Below are 17,132 nucleotides of genomic sequence, written 5' to 3' on the forward strand. Positions count from 1 at the left end.
GGTGGCCCGGCTGCCGCGCCTTGAGTGCCGACCGAGACTCCGAGGCCGACCGGGGCAGAGACACTGCCCGTCGAGGACGTGGTCGGGCAGCTGGCGGACATGCCTGCGTCGGAGGCCGCTCGCCGGCTCGACGCGGTGCCCGCCGCTCGGGCCGTCGAAGTGCTGACCGAGATGGACGACGAGGTTGTCGGTGACATCCTCGGCGCGATGCAACGGACCGCCGCAGCCGCGGCGCTCACCACCATGCCGCTGGCGGTCGCCGCCGAGCTGCTGCTGAGGACCCAGTACGACCAACGAGCTGGAATTCTGTCGCAGCTATCCGCCGAGGCCGCGCCGGTGATCCTTGCCGAGATGCCCGACTGGATCACCGTCCTTGCGCAGAGCAGAGTAGCACCCGACAAGGTCGTCCAGTTCTGGCGAACATGCCGATCGACGGCGCGGTTGCCTTCTTCACCAGCCAGGCGGCGACCGCCCCGAAATGGCTCGCCGTCGCGCCCACCGCACTGGCAGGGCGAGTGGTGACTGCGGTGAATCGCGAATAGGCAGCGGCCTGGCTCGACAACATTTCGGCACGGCCTTCGCCGCGATCGTGGACGACCGCCACCCCGCGATGCGGCCGATCCTGCCGCACCTGCAGCAGGCCGCCGTCCGAGTCCATCAAGCCCTAGGCGAAGAGCGGCTCGTTTGACTGCTGGAGGGTGTTTCGCCAGAGGAAGCGCAGGGCTGGCTGGGACACCTGCGGGGGCGGTTAAGCAGCGAGCGTTGATGCAGATCCGGCAGACAGTGCAGAAGCGTCGCTAACAGTTGTCTGCCCCGGGAAGTACGGGCGACGGGGCCGGCTACTGGGTCAGCGGCTGAAGTCTCGGACGCACCATCAGACACCCGCTGGGCTGTTGCTTGCCAGCGTTGGTGGCGACCCCAGCCGGTGCGTCCGTCATAGGTGAGTCGGCCGCAGGCCACGAGCGCGTGGATCGCGTCGCGTACCTCGTCTCGGCTGTATCCGGTGGCACCGACCATGTCGCGCTCGGTCGCGGCGCCTCCCACGACGGCGGCATGAACGCGTTCAGCGATCAAGGCCTGGTGCGCCTGACGCGTTGTTGCTCTTCAGTGTCCTGAGTCGCCTTGCGATCGGCGGCCTCCTGTCGATCTGCGAGCGTTTGGCGCCAAGCGATCGAGCCGGCCGGCGTTGTGACGTATCGCAGCACCAGAGGGGGCCTGCCCCAGAGGAAGGGGGCGGCCTCGGGATGGCGGCTGTGGCCGAGGGTCATTTGGTGTTCAGGGTTGTCGGCCGGGTTCGTGCTGGTGCACACGACCAACTTCCGCTGCTGACATGTTCCGTGATCACCTCGCCGAACAACTGCCACGCTCTTCCCGAGGGCCACCAGCCGGCAATCCGTTCCCACGTGCCTCGGAACGCCAAGCTGCACTCCGTAGCCAGCAACCACTTGACGTAGATCTCCTCGACCAGGACGGGTTTCAAGGCGCCATCGGCGATGCGCAGCGCATAACGAGCCAGGTTTTCATGTCAACCAGGCCCTCGCCGCCGACCTCCTTTACGAGGTCGGCGGCGATCTACGGCTGAAGGCCAAACGCGCCCGAGTACCGCGCCCCGGCGAGCCCAAAGCGCTCACGCCGAAGGAGCAGGGCGCGGTGGAACGCGCCGCCGACCGCCGCGCCATGCGCGACGCAGCGATCGTCGCCGTGCTGCTCTACGCCCGCCGCGCGGGCAGAGGAGTGCGTCCGCCTTGACGTCGCCGATCTCACCCTCACCGCCCGCACGGCACCATCCGCCTGCACGGCAAGGGCGACGAAGCCCGCCAAGTCCCAGTGCCCGCTCCAGCCCATGACCGGCTCACCGCCTGGATCCGCCGCCGCGGCGGCGAGCCGGGACCGCTGTGGACCGGCCAACGCGGCCGGCTCACCACCTCCGAAATCACTCAAATCGTCCTGGCCGCCGGTGCCGACGCCCACTTCCCGGCCTGCGCCCGCACCGACTCCGTCACAACTACGCCACCCGACTCTGCCAGGGCGGCGCCGACCCCGCCCAGGTGCAAGCCCTACTCGGCCACGCCTCCCTCGACACCACCGCCCGCTACTTCCGGGCCGGCGATGCAGAGCAGGCTGCCGTCGTGGAACGAATCGCCGGCTACGGCACCGGTAACCGGTGCAGAGTCGGTTGGATCCCCGAAATAGGGTGACCGGCAGGAACACTGCGGCCTTCGGGCCGCCCCTTTGACGAGCAAGGACACCCACTGATGGCAGTGACGCAGCAGGAGATCGAGAACCGGTTGTGGGACGCCGCCGACGAGCTGCGCGTGGCGATGCCCGAAGCGCAATACTCCTCGGTCGTGTTCCCGCTGATGTTTTGGAAGTACCTGTCGGACACCTGGGATCACCACCACCAGGAGTTCCTGACCGACAACGAGGGCCTCCTGGACGGCCTCTCCGCCGAGGAAGCCCACGAGATCGAGTACCGCGACTACCAGTCGTTCGAGATCCCGTTCATCCACCCCGACACCGTCCAGCAGCGTCGCGCCTCCTGGTCGTCCATCCTCGCCACCATCACCCAGCCCGGCCTCGGCCAACGGGTCCGCGCCTCCCTGCAAGCCATCGAGACAGCCAACCCTGACAAGTTCTCCCGCCTCTTCGGGTCCATGACCTGGACCTCTGAAGAAGTGCTGCCAGGTGAGGTGCTGGCAGCCGTCATGCAGGCGATGGACCGCACCCCGAAAATGCACGAGGGCAACATGTCCCATGACGTGCTCGGTGGGGCGTATGAGTACCTGCTGAAGCGGTTCTCCGACGGCTCCGGCACCCGCGCCGGTCAGTTCTTCACCCCGCGCGAGGTCGTCGAGCTGATCGTCGAGGTGCTGGCCCCCAAGAGCTTCGAGTCGGTGTACGACCCGACCTGCGGGTCGGGCGGCATGCTCATCGCCTCCGCGAACCTGCTGAAGGCTCACGGCGGGCGTGGCTACACGCTCCGCCTGTACGGGCAGGAGGCTGTACCGGACACTGCGGGTGTGGCACGCATGAACCTCTTCATGCACAACCTCACTCAGTTCCAGGTCGAGGTCGGCGACACCCTGAAGGACCCGCGCTTCAAGAAGCCGGACGGTTCTATCGCCCAGTTCGATGTGATCGTCGCCAACCCGCCCTACAGCCTGAAGTGGAAACCCTGGACCAAGGACCCGCGCGCCCTCGGCGGTGTCGCTCCGCAGTCGTCGGCGGACTGGGCGTTCGTGCAGCACATGATCCACAGCATGGACCCGAAGAAGGGGCGCGCTGGCGTTGTCCTGCCTAACGGCGTCCTCTTCCGCAGCGGCCCGGAGGGTTCGATCCGTCGGCGCGTCCTTAACGACGATCTGCTTGAAGCCGTGATCGGCCTGCCGCCGAACCTCTTCTACAACACAACGATCCCGACCTGCATCCTTGTCTTCCGTGCCCCCGGCACCAAAATCGACGAGCGCAAGAACGGGGTGCTGTTCATCGACGCTTCCAAGCGGTTCATCAAAGCCAAGAACCGCAACGTCCTCGCCGAGGCTGACATCTCTGACACAGTAACCGGCAGGTTCAGCCGGTCGTAGCATTTGATCTTGATGGTTCGGTGGGACAGGATGTTCCGCCGTGCGCGCAATATTGACCTTGGCTGACCGTGAAGAGATATCCCGTGGCCTGGCCGAAGGCCTGGAGTACAAGCAGATCGGGGTCCTGATCAGCCGGAACCCGTCGGTGGTCTCGCGGGAGGTCGCCCGGCACGGTGGCCGGGCCGGGTACCGGGCCGCGGCGGCCGACGCGGCGGCTACGGTCGCCCGGTGCAGGCCGAAGACGTGGGCGGTCGAGCGTGCGCCGGGCCTGCAGGAGGTGGTACGCGAGCGTCTGCGGCTGGGCTGGTCGCCGGCGTCGATCGCAGGTCGGCTGGCGTTCGACTACCCCGACGATCAGGCTTACCGGGTGTCTCATGAGGCGATCTACCAGTGGGTGTACGCCCAGCCCGTGTCCACTCTGGCGCGGGAGTTGATCCGGCTGCGTACCGGCCGCACGGCCCGGCGTGGCGGTGCCCGTCCGGCGCCTGCGCCGCGAATCCGTGAGCCCCGCTACCTGGACGAACGCCCCGCCGAGGTTGAGGGTCGGCAGGTCCCCGGGCACTGGGAAGGCGACTTGGTCATCGGCAAGGGCGGCAAGAGCGCGGTGGCGACGCTGGTCGAGCGCACCTCGCGGTTCGTGGTCCTGGTCCCGCTGACCGGGCGGGACGCGTTGACCGTCGGCGACGCGATCATCGCCGCCGCCGGGACGCTACCGCCGCAGCTGGCCCGGTCGTTGACCTGGGACTGCGGGTCAGAGATGGCCGGCCACGCGAGGATCACCGCCGCCGGACTGCCGGTGTACTTCGCCCGCCCGCACTCACCCTGGCAACGCGGCAGCAACGAGAACGCCAACCGGATCCTGCGGGAGTACTTCCCCAAGGGCGTCCCGATCACCTCCGACCCCAAATACCTGGCGATGGTGGCTTCCGAGATCAACGACCGACCCCGTAAGATCCACGATTGGAAGAAGCCCTCCGAGATATTCACCGAACTCGTCGAGGCAAATGCTTCCACCGACTGAACTCGCCACCGCCTACCACGCGGGCATCGACGCCGACGCCAACACGGTCGCCCTAATCCGAAAATGACGTTGAGTTGACGTGCGGCAGCGCCTGGCGGCGCGCAGCGTCGCCGGGCTCGGGTTGGTGGTGAGGTTATGCGGCGGCTTGAAGGGTGACCTGGTAGCCGAGGGCTTGCAGGCCGCGGATGTGGTTGCGGACGGCGCGTTGGGTGCCGCCGCGGTTGTCGTAGTAGTCCGGGCCAAGATCGGTGAAGGTGGCCTGTTCGGTGGCCAGGAGCTGCCACACGATGACCAGGATGGATCGGCCGACAGCAACGATGGCTTTCTTCTTCCCCCGCCTCCGGGCGATCCTGCGGTAGCGCTCACCGAGGAACGTGTTCGTGCGCGCGGCGCCGACGGCGGCTTCTCCCAAGGCCCGGGCCAGGTAGCGGTTACCGTGCCCGGTTGAGGCGTTGCCCTTGGTTTTGCCCGCGGATTCCTTCACTCCGGGAGCGAACTTCGCCCACGAGGCCAGATGCGCGGCGGTGGGGAACCTCGTCATGTCCAAACCGACCTCGGCGATGATGGCCCGGGCGGTGGTGACGCTGATGCCCGGGATGTCATCGAGCCTCGCCACCGCCTGCGCGAAAGGGGCCACCAGTTCCTCGATCCGGTCCTCGACCGCGGTGATGTCGGCGTTGATCGCGTCGATGTGGGCCAGCATCCGGGCCAGCAGGAACGCGTGGTGCTCATCGAAGCGGCCGACGAATGCCTCTTCCAGATCCCGCAGCTTGGTGCGCATTCGGGTGCGGGCCAGCTGCGCCAAGGCTTTCGGGTCCCGCTGCCCGCTGATCAGGGCGTCCATCATCGCCCGGCCGGACACCCCGAAGATGTCGCTGGCCACGACCGACAGTTTGATCTGCGCGTCTTCCAGCAGCTTCTCCACCCGGTTCTTCTCCCGACCCCGCTCACCGACCAGATCAACGCGGTAACGGGTCACATCCCGCAGTTGACGGATCGGGGCCGGCGGCACGAAACTCGCCCGGACCATGCCCCGCTCCGCGATCTTGCATAGCCACACCGCATCGAGTTTGTCGGTTTTCGGCCGACCCGGCAGATGTTTGACCTCCCGGGCATTGACCAGCCACACGTCGAACCCGGCCGCCTCCAATAGGTAGAACGGCGGCTTCCAATAGTCTGACGTCGCCTCCATCACGACCCGGGTCACGCCCAGCCCGCCCAGCCAGTCACCCATGGCTTGCAGGGACCGGGTCATCGTGGTGAAGGTACGTACCTCCTGCACCCGCCGCCCGGACCCCGACGGGCTGGGCACCCGCACACAACACACCACCTCGGCCTTGCCGATATCCAATGCCGCGACCCGTTCCACGGCCCGCGCGTCGTCTGGGGTTTCTTCCAACACCGTGAACCTCCCACGCCGAAGCACCATCCGGGCCGGCCGCCCGCAGGAGTCACAGGGACAGGAGCGAAGCTAATCCGCGTGCTCGAAGCAACAGTGAAGGGCCCACAACGTGACTCCCAGCGCCCGACTAGACGACGGCCTGAACGACCAAGGAGGAACGACGTCAACGGGCGACCGAACCCCCATTTTCAGCCCAGGAACGGGCCGCCCACCAGGGCGAAAAAGACTAGACGGTGAACTGACCGCCCGGTTCGTATCCGCGACCGAGATCGCGGCGAACGGCTATGACCTCAACATCAGTCGTTACATCAAGCAGACCACGACCGAGCAGGCGGACCTGCCTACCCTGATCGAGGCTTACAACCTCGCCCGAGCCGAGCGTCAGAAGACCGAGCAGCACATGCTCGCCGTCCTTGCGGACGCGGGGATTAAGGGATTCGATGAGTGACCCGAGGAGCAATGACGCGGCAGCTGACAGACGAGAGGGGTGGGTTCGGGCACCTCTCTCCCGGTTCCTCACACCGGATGTGGAGCTCGTCGACGTGGACCCGGATCGGATTTATCCGACCGTAGGAGTCCTGAACAGGGGGAGAGGGCTTCTCTACCGCGATCCCGTCGCAGGAAGCGCGACGGCCTACAAGAAACTCAACCGGATCGGCCCCAGCGTGCTCGTCTACAGCCGGCTCAAGGCATTCGAAGGCGCGATTACGGTAACGCCCAGCGGCCTGCCGGAATCGTTCGCATCTCAAGAGTTCCCTACCTTTACCTTCGTGTCTGACGCGGACGCCGACTTTTTCCGCATCCTCACCACGACGCAGAACATGTGGGACGCGCTCCAAGGTGTGTCGAAGGGGATGGGCGGCAGGCGCGAGCGGGTGAAGCCCGCAGACTTCCTCGACATCGTCATGGACATCCCGCCTCTGCCTCTCCAGGAACGCATAGTCGAGGTTGTCAGCGTGGTAGACCAACAGGCCGCAGCACTCGAGGTTGAGGCAGAAAGCCTCCTTCGAGTCCGTAATGCTGCTCTGGGGGACTTACTCTCCCGTGGCGGTGAAGGATGGTCGTCCGCTCCGTTGTCGGAAGCTGGAACGCTCGCCCGCGGCCGTCGGTTCGTGAAGAGCGATTACGTGAAGTCCGGCCTGGGATGCATCCACTACGGGCAGATCTATACGGACTACGGGGTGTCGGCTACACGCACGGTGACGTACCTGCCTGAGAGCTTCCGTGGGTCGATGCGCCTGGCACGGCCCGGCGATGTAGTAATCGCCGGCACGAGCGAGAACGTCGAAGACGTCGGCAAGGCGGTTGCTTGGTTGGGTGATGATGATGTGGCTGTTCACGACGACTGCTTCATCTTTCGCCATGATCTAGACCCGAAGTTCGTCTCATACTTCTTCGCCTCGCCCCTGTTTCAGCACCAGAAACGTCGGTTCACGAGCGAGACCAAGGTGGTTCGCGTCTCCGCCGCGAACCTCAATAAGATCGTTATGCCCGTGCCGCCTCGTGATGAGCAGGAGCGTATTTCAGGAATGGCTGACGCGATGGACACGCAGGTCGCCGCCCTGCGTGCTGAGGCGGAACGTCTCCGTCAGGCGCGGTTGGCACTGCTCTCGGGTCTGCTCAACCACACCATTGACATCCAGTCCGCCAAGCTGGAGGTCTGAGCCGTGGCGAGGGGCGTTCGTGAGCGCGAGTTCCAAAACCTGATGGTCCAGTGGTCCCTCCCGATGGGCTGGCGTTTCCTAGCGGGCAGGTCACTACCGCGGAAGACGACGCAGACGGTGGTCGCCGGCCAGCTGCGGGACGCCATCGTCCGACTCAACCCTGGGGTGATCGACGGGTTCGACGTGGACGCGGTGGTCGAGGAGATCATCGCCACGGTCAACGCTGTTGAGGGCGGGCTGGTGCGGGCCAACGAGCAGGTGCTGCGCCTGCTGCACGGGCACAAGGAGTTCCGGGATGCCGGCGGCGTGTGGCACGTCCTGAAGGTCATCGACTTCAAGCACCCGATCGCCAACACGCTGGTCGTCTCGGACGAGGTGACCATCACCGTCCCCGGCAAGACCTCCCGCCGGTTCGACCTCGTGTACTGGGTCAACGGGCTGCCACTGGTGGTGGTCGAGGTGAAGTCGCCGACCGCGAAGTCCGGGTGGGCTGACGCCGCCCGCGAAATCAACGACGTGTACGCCACCGAGTACCCGTGGTTCTTCACCCCCAACGTCTTCGCCGTCGCCTCTGACGGGCTGAAGCTGCGATTCGGCGCTGCCGGTGCGCCGACGAACCTGTGGCAGCCGTTCCGGTCCACCGCCGACGATGAGAACCTGTCGGGCCAGGCCGACGTGCAGCGCTCCGTCGAGCTGCTGCTCAACCCGGCCACCGTCCTCGACATGCTCGCCAACTTCGCCCTGTTTGACACCTCCGGCGGCGGGGTGGACAAGAAGTACCTGCCCCGCTATCCGCAGATGGAAGCTGCCCACCTGATCCACGAGCGGGTCGTAGCCGGCGGCCAGAAGGGCCTGATCTGGCACCACCAGGGCAGCGGGAAGACGCTACTGATGGTGTTCGCCGCCTCGCTACTGTTGGCCGACACCCGGACCGAGTCGCCCACGATCATCCTGCTCTCGGACCGTACCCAGCTCGTCCGGCAGACCTCCGGGGTGTTCACCTCGGCGATGGGTCACGCCTACTTCCACCAGCCCGCCACCGGCCAGGAGTTGCGTTCTCTGCTGGCCGACGACGTGCGCGGCGTCATCTCCACGACCGTTCACAAGTTCGCCGATGCCGGCAAGGACCTGTCGACCCGGGACAACATCATCGTGCTGGTCGATGAGGCGCACCGCACCCAAGTCGTCAGCCGGGACCGGGGGAGACTGCCCAGTAGGCCCACCCTGGCAGAGCAGATGCGCGCGGCGCTGCCTAACGCGAAGTTCTTCGGGATGACCGGCACCCCCCTCAGGAACCTCGCCACCGACACCTTCGCCCTCTTCGGCGAGGAGGCCGACCCGGGCAGGGTGCTGCACCGGTACTCCGTGTCGAGGTCTCTACAGGACGAGGCGACCGTCGCGGTCATGCTGGATCCGCACCCGGTCTCGTTCGAGATGAACGACCAGGAGTTGCAGGCCGAGTTCGACCAGTTCGCCGACGACTTCGACCTCGGCGACCCCGACCGTGAGGCCCTGTCCCGCAAGTTTGGACGACTCACCTCGGTGTTCGCCAACCCCGACCGCATCCACACGGTCTGCCAAGACATCGTCGATCACTACCTGGCCGGCGCCTACCGCAACGGCCTCAAGGCACAGGTCGTCGCCTACAACCGCGAACTGGCCGTGGCGTACACGGACAAGATCAACGATCTGCTGGCCGGCTTCGAGGCCTCACAGGTGCTGACCGAGGTCGGGAAGCACGCCCGGATTACCGCTGAGGTGAACATCTCCGTCTCCGATTCCAAGGACGAAGACCCCGCCATGCGGCCGTACCGCCTCTCGGAGGCCGAGGAGGAGGAACAGAAGCGGCGGTTCCTCACACCTGACGACCCGCTGTGCTTCCTGGTGGTGACCGCGAAGCTGATGACCGGGTTCGACGCCCCCAACGAGGGCGTCCTCTACCTGGACAAGCCGCTGAAGGCCCACACCCTGTTCCAGACGATAACCCGCCCGAACCGCACCTGGGTATCCCCGACCGGATTCGTAAAGACCGCCGGCGTGGTCGTGGACTACATCGGCCTGGCCGAAGAAGTGCAGCGCGCCGTCGTCGACCCCACCGCCGAGGGGACCGGCGAGGGCGGCGGATTCGTCACCGATGTTTCCGAGCTGGTCGCCGAGTTCCGAACCACCTTCGCCCGCATCGAAGACCTCCTCGCAGACGCCGACGACCTGAACCTCACGGTCCACGGATACGAGTCCGTGCGGGCCATCAACGCCTTCTTGGACACCAACCCCGGCGCCGCCGAGGTGTTCTCCAAGGACTACCGGCTCCTGGCCCGCCTGTACCCGCTCATCAACACCGACAAGCGGATCGCCAAGTACCGGGACGGCTTCGGGCTGTTCGGATCCGTGTACACAACCCTGTTCAAGAAGTCCTCCGACGAGGAGAGGAAGGAACGGCTGGGCGAGCTGGGACCGATGGTCCTAGAGATCATCAACGCCCACGTCCACTCGTTCTCCGTGGTCGCCTCCCAGGAGGAAGCCCTCGTCCTGGACGCCCAGGGCATCACCATCCTCAAAGAGCTGATGGCCCTCGTCCGCCCCAAGCCCGGCAAGGACGACGGCGAGGACAAGACACCCCCCTCCGCGGCGGAGATCCTGGACCACATCAAGGCCGCCCTCGACAAGGGGGTCGAACCAGGGTCCGCGAAGTACACCGCCCTCGCCGAGCGGATCAGGCTCCTGCGGGACAGGATCATCCAGAACGCCCAGGACGCCCTGGAGTTCCTGGCCGAAGCACTCCGGATCGCCCGCGCCATCGTCAACGCCGAGAAACACCCCGACGAAGCCATCGTAGTGCTGGACGACGACCGGGTCGGCGTCCTGTCGCGGATCATCCACGACCACGCACCGCCCGGCCTCACCGTCACGGAGAGGAACCTGGCCGAGGAAATCGACCAGGTGGTCACCCGGACCCTCGCCCAATCATGGGACAACGCAGACGCTCGCAACCGGGGCGTCCGCCGCGCCACCGCCGCCGTCTTCCGCCGGTACATGTTGAAGCCGGTGGGGGAGCCATACGACTCCACCGTCGCCTACATCGAGGCTCACTACCTCGTTGACTGACGAGACACGACGTCTCGGCGACCTGTCGTGTTCGCCGGACTCATCGCGCTGCTCGGCCAGCCGGAGAGGCAGGCACTAGCGTACTGATGAAGATGCCCGAATGGGGTGTTCGGGGATAGCCGTGCCACTTGCCGACAACCGCGACGATGACCTTGGAGCGGAGAGGCCCGCAGCGGCTCAGGTTGATCGATGTCGTCTGTTGGCTGCAGGTAAGCTTCCACCGGCTCAGACGCGTAGGATGAGACGTCCACTGTGGTCTGAAACTGCGGAACTAGGGGGCGAAGGTTTGAGCTCGATTCGACGCGGCTCTAGTCAAGTAGAGACGGCCGTCCAGGTGCGACAGGTTGAAGCAGCCCTTCGATCAGTCTATGTGGAATCGGGCCTTCTCGACCTCAGTGATCTCGAGGACAAGCCGGAGGAGGAGCGTACGCCGCGCGCGCTTTCCCGAGCACTCGCGGCGCAAGCCGTGCGGATGGTGACGGGTTGGACGCCGCAGGACGCGGCTGCTGCCGTGATCGATGGCGACGGAGACCAAGGCATCGATGCGATTGCCGTGATAGATGGTCCCGACCCCCACGTCTTCCTCGTTCAGGCAAAGTGGAGTAAGTACGGAAACGCCAAGTCCGAGCGGTCTGCGGTGATGGAGTTGCTCGCCGGGCTGCGGCTCATTGACGACGAAAACTTCACTCCGTTCAACTTCCGCGGCCGGCCCCTTGCCGAGTCAGCCAAGACCGTCATGTCCAGCGGACCGGTTCCTGTGACGCAGGTGATCGTGCTGATGCGTGCCGAGCCGGTAACCGCGGGCTTTTTGGCCGCCGTCGAGGGTGGAGAGACCGAGTTCAACCGTCATGGCCCTGTTCTCGACAACCGCATTATTCTCTCTGCTGAAGTTTGGACCTCCGTGCGTGAGGATATGGCGCCTCGGCCCGTCGATCTGGAAGCGGAGCTGTTCCCGTGGTTTCCCATCACGGTCCCCTACGAGTCTTATCAGGGTGTCGTCCAGGCCGACCAAGTCGCCGATTGGGCGAAGAACGGCTACAATCTCTCCCATCTAAACATTCGTAATCCGCTTGGCCGCACGCCTATCAACAACGAGATGATTGAGACGTTGGTTGATGAGCCTGCCCACTTTTGGTACTTCAACAATGGCGTCACGATCCTTTGCGAATCGGTTGAACGCGTCCAGCAGTCAATGCGTGCGCCGCAGTCTCGCCCGCTTCGGCTGACGTTGAAAAACGCAAGCGTGGTGAATGGTGCCCAGACAGTTAAGTCGGTGGCGGAAGCCCTCGAGGCAGACGACGATGTCGCGTCAGCGCAGGTGGGCGTTCGTGTCATCGTGACGGGCAAGTCTGTCGAATTCGCAAAACAGGCCACTCAGGCGACCAACCGGCAGAACAAGGTTGAGTATCGAGACTTCATTGCGCTGGACCCAGTGCAGGCATCGATCTTGGAGGAGATGCGCGCCGAGTTGGGGCTCGACTACAGTGTTCGCCGCGGTGAGCTTGAGCCGGAGCCAGACACTGGATGTTCGGTCGTGGAAGCCGCTTGTGCCCTTGCTTGCGCCCATCCCGATAGCCAATACGCGGCTCGCATGGCGACGACTCTCGACGTGCTCTGGGAGAGAGGCTCGCAAGGAATCTACGACGTTCTTTTTCGGCCGCAGCCGGGGGTCTACCTGTTGTGGAACGCGGTGCAGGTCCTACGCCAGGTGCGGCGGACACTCCACGACCTGAAGCCTCGGTACGAGGGTCGCGGTGCCGCGCTCGCGGATCATGGTGTTTACCTGCTCACGCATCTGGTCTTTCAGCAGCTCGACACCGAATCCATCGACGAGCCTGACCCCCGACTCGATTGGGCTGCGCAGGCACTTGCGCAAGTCGGAGACTTGGTGGAGGGGCTGTTACCGACGGTTGTCGCGGTGATCGATGCCCTTTACTCGGATCGGTCCCAGATTCGATCAGTATGCGCGGATGTCGACCGCTGTCGCGAAGTGACACAGAAGGTGCTCACCGGAGCGGAGGTGGAGAGCATCAATGTCCACAACAAGTACCGACGCGTACCACCCACCAAACGTAAGCGCCGTCCTAATGCGGTCTCGGTCATCATCGACCGAGGCCTTCTAGACGAAGGTGCGGCTCTCACACTGCTCACCCCGCTGGCCGCTGAAATCGAGGCTACGCGGGACTGGTTGGCTGCAGACGCTCGACGAGCGCGAGGCACGTGGGTTCCTCATCGATCAAGGCCGATCTTGTGGTCGGCAGACGGCCAGCAATATTCACCGTCCGGGTTGATCATGAGAATATGGGAGGAGGCCGGCCGGGAAAAGCACCCGGTTGCTGTTCAGGGAACCGCGCGCTGGACCGTCGAGACGGGTGAGACGCTCACTGACCTAGCCTGGCGTGACCTCCAGGATCAATAAATGGCCTTGAGTGCAGAGTCGCGGACCAGGCCACAGGCTAATAGCCCAGCGTATGCAACCGTTGATGTGGTGCGAGGAGAAACTCGTCCGAAGCCCACAGGGAGCCGTGGGTGGTGAGGCTCGAATCCCCAACGCAGCTGCTACGTGCCCTGAGAACCCTTGAGAAGCCCTGCAACAATGTGTCGTTGGCCTGCTGAAAGGTGAAGTGGTGACTGGTGTCGAGATGATCCTTGCCGCCTTGGCCGCAGGGGCTGGTGCTGGGGTGTCCGACTCGGCGAAGGCGCTGGTGGTCGACGCGTATGCAGACCTGCGGGACTTGTTGCGTCAGCGATTGGCAGGCAGCAATCGAGTAGTTGGGGCCATCGAGGGACTTGAGGATGCCTCTGGTGAATGGCGAGTGGAGTTGAGTGCGGCGCTGGTCGAGGCGGATGCTGACCGTGATGAGGAAGTTCTCTCAGCTGCGCGGGCAATTCTCTCTTCGGTCGATTCGGGTGGAATGGGAGCCAGTCGCTACTTGGCGGATCTTCGCGAGGCGCGGGGCGTGCAGCTTGGCGACCACAACGTCCAACACAACTCGTTCAACTGATGGCAACGGTTGGGCCCGGTGATGCGAGGTGGACCATCGATGCCCGCCACGCCATGGGCGTGCAGGTTGGTGATCACGGGGTTCAAGTCAACCAGCTCTACCTGCCGCCGCGGCCGGTGACTTGGCCGGTCCGAGTCGGCGTTCTTCCGCCGCCTGCGCAGGGACGCTTGGACCGCTTGGCTGACGCGCAGCTAGCCTCCGCGCTGGTTGATCATCATCGTGAAACGCTGGCGCTTGGCCAGGTCTTGACTGGTCCGGGTGGTGTTGGCAAGACGCAAGCTGCGACCGCGCTGGCAGATCGCTGGTGGCGGGAGGGAAGAGTTGATCTCCTCGTATGGGTCACCGCCGCCTCGCGTACCGCGCTAATTGCTCGTTACGCGCAGGCTGCTGCTGAAGTGACCGGCGTCGTAGATTCAGATTCCAACGACGGGGCAGTCCGGTTTCTGGCCTGGCTGGCCAGCACGCCGCGCAGATGGCTGGTAGTGCTCGACGACCTCGTCGATCCCGCAGATCTACTGGGCCTATGGCCCCCCAATACCCCGTCCGGTCACGTGGTGGCGACTACACGACGGCGGGATGCGGCGCTTTTGGCTGGCCGGAACGTCATTGACGTTTCTCTGTTCACTCCCGACGAGGCGACCCAGTATCTGCGAAGCAAACTCTCGGATGCGCTGCACTGTCCTGATGAGGCCGAAGCGCTTGCCCAAGATCTCGGTCACCTACCGCTGGCCCTGGCACAGGCCGCTGCATACCTCATTGACCAGGACTTAACCTGCTCACAGTACCGACAGAGACTGAGGCGCCGCCGGCTTCATGACCTTGCACCGCACGCTCTACCCGACGACCAGGCAGCGCCAGTGGGACTCACCTGGAATCCGTCAATCGACGCGGCCGACGAGCGTACGCGAGGCGTGGCGCGACCAATATTGGAACTGGCGGCGCAGCTCGACCCGAACGGAATCCCCACCGAACTGTTCGCCACCAACGCCATCACCACCTACCTTGCTGAGCGAGTCGGGCGGCCGATCGACGACGACGACACACATGATGCGCTGCGCCTGCTGCACCGTCTCAGCCTCGCGAGCCTAGATGGCAGCGGTCGCAGCGTACGAGTACACGCCATGGTGCAACGCGTTGTCCGGGAGGCCACGTCGGCTATCGTCTTGCGCACCCTGGCGCGGGTCGCGGCTGATGCCCTCATGCTGTCATGGCCCGCCCGTGGAGACGTCGGGACCAACGCCCAGGCATTCAGAGCCAACACAGCCGCATTGCAGGTGGTCAGCGAGAGCAGCCTCATCAGCGCCGATTTTGGCGTACATACCGTGCTGCTGCGGAGCGGAAGCAGCCTCGGGGAATCAGGGCTCGTAGCTGCTGCCCGCGACTACTTCCAGAGTCTGCAGGAGATTTCGACTGGACGTCTCGGTCCGGACCATCCGCATACCTTGGTCACCCGCGGCAGTGCCGCCAACTGGTCGGGGAGGGCCGGGGATGCGGCTGGTGCGGCTGCTCTGCTCGCGCAGTTGTTGGCTGACCTAAGTCGGCTTGTCGGCCCCAATCACCCCTACGCCCTGGAGGTCCGGGGTCGCCTGGCCAACTGGCAGGGGACTGCTGGTGATCTTGCCGCTGCAGACAGTGGGCTGCACGAACTACTTATTGACCAAAGCCGTTCCTTCAGTGGTCACCCTGATCTTATGGTCACCCGAAGTAACCTTGCCTTTTGGCGGGGGCAGGCGGGCGATGCTGCTGGTGCGGTGGCCGAGTTTGAAGTGTTGCTCGTGGAGCGGCTGCGCGTCCTCGGCCCCGGCCATCCCGACACCCTGGCCACCCGGGGTAACCTCGCCCATTGGCGGGGGCAGGCGGGCGACGCTGCCGGTGCGGTGGCGGCTTTTGAGGAGTTGCTCCTGGATCGGCTGCGGCTCCTTGGTCCCGATCATCCTGAAACCCTGTTGACCCGCGGCAACCTTGCCTACTGGCGCGGAGAGGTGGGCGATGCTGCTGGTGCGGTGGCCGAGTTTGAAGTGTTGCTCCTGGATCGGCTGCGGGTCCTCGGCCCCGACCATCCAGAGACCCTCGGCGCACGGCATAACGTCGCTAACTGGCGTGGGCAGGGCTATTGCGTTGTCGGGTTGCTCCTGGTCACGGCGTCGATGAGGTCGTGCGGTCGACGGTTGGCGCGTCGGGTGGCTCGGGCGATGTTGGTGGCACCGTTGGTGCGGTGGTATCCGATCGAGGTGTTACGGAGTGTGGCGAAGACGGCGGGGCCGTTCCCGGTCCGGGCTTGATGGGCGTCTTCACGTAGCGTGACGTCGCGGACGTGGTGCAGGCGGTTCTCGATATGCCACTCGGAACGGGCCCAGGTGCCGAGGTCGGCGGGTTGGGCCTGCTCGGCGGGTAGAGACACGGTCAGGTACGCCGTCTCGCGGGTGGTCTTGCCCTTGATCGTACGGGTTCGGGTGATCCGGACGGCCTGCTGCGCGTGGGGGAAGCTGAGCCCGCCCGGGGTGTTCACGGTGACGGCTTTGACGGTACGGGTCTCCTTACGGCCGTGACCGGTCTCGCGGGTCTGGCAGCCGACCGGCACCTGCGCCCAGGGCAGGGTCTTGAGCTGGGCGTGCAGGGTGGGCTGGTTTCCCTTGACCGCGACCATCAGATGCCCGCCGTCGGCGGCGAGTAGTTCGGCGTGGCCGGTCTGGGCGTGGAGCGCGTCCGCGACGACCAGGACATCGTTCAGTGATCCCAGTTGGGCGGCGACCTGGCGTAGCAGCGGGGTGAACGCGGGGATTTCGTTGGACTTCGCCGCGATCTGCACCTGGGCGAGCACGATGCCGGTGCTGGTGTCGTATGCCGACAGCAGATGGACCTGACGCCCGTCGGCAAGCCGGGCGCCGCGTTCGACCTTGCCGTCGACGGCGATGACGAGGCGCCACCGCCGCCCGGCCACCACGACCGGCGCCGCCCGAGCCCGCAGCCATCGGGCCAGCACCGCCGACAGCACCTCAGCGTCGATACGGATCAATAGCCGCCAGATCGTCGTGGCCGCGGGCACCCGGTCGGTGAACCCGAGCCGGCCCCACGCCGTCCGGTCCAGATCTCGCACCCAGTCGGCGATCGCGGCGAACGTGCACGCCCCGGCCAGCACCGCGCACACCGCCACGGAGAGGATGCTCACCAGCGGATAGCGCCGGCCACGTAGGCCACGCGGATCGGGCACCGTAGCCAACGCCACGATCAGGCTGTGATGTTCACCCTCAGTGACCGCAGTCGGTAGGGGTATACCGGTAGGCCGGTGGGGCAGCAGCATTGCGGTAGGTGATGATGGCATCGGCGGGTGCGGTCCTTCTCGTGATCATT

General features: G+C 65.3%; 11 protein-coding genes and 1 pseudogene. 10 read left to right on the forward strand and 2 right to left on the reverse strand.

Annotated features, from left to right (window positions below; translation table 11 throughout):
• The first annotated feature begins 78 nt into the window (after positions 1-78).
• From OG505_RS04230 to OG505_RS04245, 4 genes are all read left to right on the forward strand, one after another.
• Positions 79-522 (forward strand): magnesium transporter MgtE N-terminal domain-containing protein, encoded by a 444-nt coding sequence (locus tag OG505_RS04230; protein ID WP_405431109.1) that lies wholly within the window; start codon positions 79-81, stop codon positions 520-522.
• Between the two features lie 1,373 nt (positions 523-1,895).
• On the forward strand, positions 1,896-2,198 hold the full coding sequence (locus OG505_RS04235; RefSeq protein ID WP_405431111.1) for a tyrosine-type recombinase/integrase: 303 nt from the start codon (positions 1,896-1,898) through the stop codon (positions 2,196-2,198).
• A 57-nt stretch (positions 2,199-2,255) separates the two neighbouring features.
• The gene (locus OG505_RS04240; protein ID WP_405431113.1) at positions 2,256-3,584 is read left to right on the forward strand and encodes an N-6 DNA methylase; all 1,329 of its coding nucleotides are present in this window, start codon (positions 2,256-2,258) and stop codon (positions 3,582-3,584) included.
• Positions 3,585-3,642: 58 nt separating this feature from the next.
• A complete protein-coding gene (locus OG505_RS04245) occupies positions 3,643-4,605 on the forward strand; it encodes an IS30 family transposase (protein ID WP_405431115.1) in 963 nt (320 codons plus the stop codon).
• 133 nt (positions 4,606-4,738) lie between these two features.
• On the opposite strand, the gene OG505_RS04250 is transcribed toward OG505_RS04245, so the two are convergent.
• Complete coding sequence (locus OG505_RS04250; RefSeq protein ID WP_405427134.1) at positions 4,739-5,974, reverse strand: IS110 family transposase; 1,236 nt, start codon at positions 5,972-5,974, stop codon at positions 4,739-4,741.
• A 142-nt stretch (positions 5,975-6,116) separates the two neighbouring features.
• On the opposite strand from OG505_RS04250, the gene OG505_RS04255 reads away from it, so the two are divergent.
• The 6 genes and pseudogenes from OG505_RS04255 to OG505_RS04280 form a co-directional block, all read left to right on the forward strand.
• Positions 6,117-6,455: a hypothetical protein gene (locus tag OG505_RS04255; RefSeq protein ID WP_405431117.1), complete on the forward strand. Its 339-nt coding sequence runs from the start codon at positions 6,117-6,119 to the stop codon at positions 6,453-6,455.
• A gap of 79 nt (positions 6,456-6,534) precedes the next feature.
• Positions 6,535-7,671 (forward strand): hypothetical protein, encoded by a 1,137-nt coding sequence (locus OG505_RS04260; RefSeq protein ID WP_405431119.1) that lies wholly within the window; start codon positions 6,535-6,537, stop codon positions 7,669-7,671.
• 3 nt (positions 7,672-7,674) lie between these two features.
• The gene (locus OG505_RS04265) at positions 7,675-10,776 is read left to right on the forward strand and encodes a type I restriction endonuclease subunit R (RefSeq protein ID WP_405431121.1); all 3,102 of its coding nucleotides are present in this window, start codon (positions 7,675-7,677) and stop codon (positions 10,774-10,776) included.
• Between the two features lie 370 nt (positions 10,777-11,146).
• Positions 11,147-13,195 carry an AIPR family protein gene (locus OG505_RS04270; protein ID WP_405431123.1) on the forward strand — a complete coding sequence of 683 codons (2,049 nt, stop codon included), beginning with the start codon at positions 11,147-11,149 and terminating at the stop codon, positions 13,193-13,195.
• A gap of 208 nt (positions 13,196-13,403) precedes the next feature.
• Positions 13,404-13,781, forward strand: a complete 378-nt coding sequence (locus OG505_RS04275) for a hypothetical protein (protein ID WP_405431125.1) — start codon at positions 13,404-13,406, stop codon at positions 13,779-13,781.
• 53 nt (positions 13,782-13,834) lie between these two features.
• A pseudogene (locus OG505_RS04280) lies at positions 13,835-15,835 on the forward strand (tetratricopeptide repeat protein); the annotation flags it as partial.
• A 56-nt stretch (positions 15,836-15,891) separates the two neighbouring features.
• Here the strand turns inward: OG505_RS04280 and OG505_RS04285 are convergent.
• Positions 15,892-17,007, reverse strand: a complete 1,116-nt coding sequence (locus tag OG505_RS04285; RefSeq protein ID WP_405425859.1) for an ISAs1 family transposase — start codon at positions 17,005-17,007, stop codon at positions 15,892-15,894.
• Positions 17,008-17,132: the final 125 nt, after the last annotated feature.

Origin of the sequence: Micromonospora sp. NBC_00617, from assembly GCF_045161355.1 — a bacterium.
GTDB lineage: Bacteria > Actinomycetota > Actinomycetes > Mycobacteriales > Micromonosporaceae > Micromonospora.

Bases quoted from the DNA above. Each gene is read 5' to 3' on its own strand.
- OG505_RS04240 (WP_405431113.1), top strand. From the start codon at position 2,256: ATGGCAGTGACGCAGCAGGAGATCGAGAACCGGTTGTGGGACGCCGCC.